Raw genomic sequence first — 534 nt, 5'->3', positions numbered from 1 at the left:
TCCACGATCACCGGCCCAAAGCCGGTACTGAATCTTGCCATTCTTGCCGCGTTGCGGGTTTCCTTCCTTGTCGAGAACCGGCACCTTTTTCGATCCGAAACCCTCTTGGGTTAGCGGGCGCAGGGTCGTCATGATGTGAACGTGAGGGTTGGCCTCAACATCGTGATAAACCCAATCGGCCACCATTCCCCGCGACAACATTTGCTGGCCGATGAACTCTCGGACCAACTCAATATTCTGATCCTTGGTCAGCTCCTTCGGCAGCGCCAGGACGAACTCTTTGGAAAGCTGCGCGTCACACCGCTTCTCAAAATCTTCGACCGTGTTCCAGAATGCCTCTGAAACTTCGGCGGCGCTGCGATCTTCCATCATTGAGTGCAGCCACTCCGGCGCATCGGCGGGGGCCATAAACTCCGAATGGGCGACATTCTTCTTGTTCGAGAAATCCGCCACGCGGTCCTCTCGCTCGAACTCCATTCGGGCGGCGTGCCGATAGGCTGCGGCGGCCACAGCGCTGCGCCCCTCGCCCCGGCT

General features: G+C 58.8%; 1 protein-coding gene. It reads right to left on the bottom strand.

Annotated elements, in window-relative coordinates:
• Positions 1 to 534 (bottom strand): MobA/MobL family protein (locus PZ895_RS19340; RefSeq protein WP_275840629.1); only part of this gene is annotated, 534 nt, incomplete at both ends.

The organism is Mesorhizobium sp. YIM 152430, from assembly GCF_029210365.1.
GTDB lineage: Bacteria > Pseudomonadota > Alphaproteobacteria > Rhizobiales > Rhizobiaceae > Aliihoeflea.
This window is presented reverse-complemented; position numbering and strand designations above follow the sequence as displayed.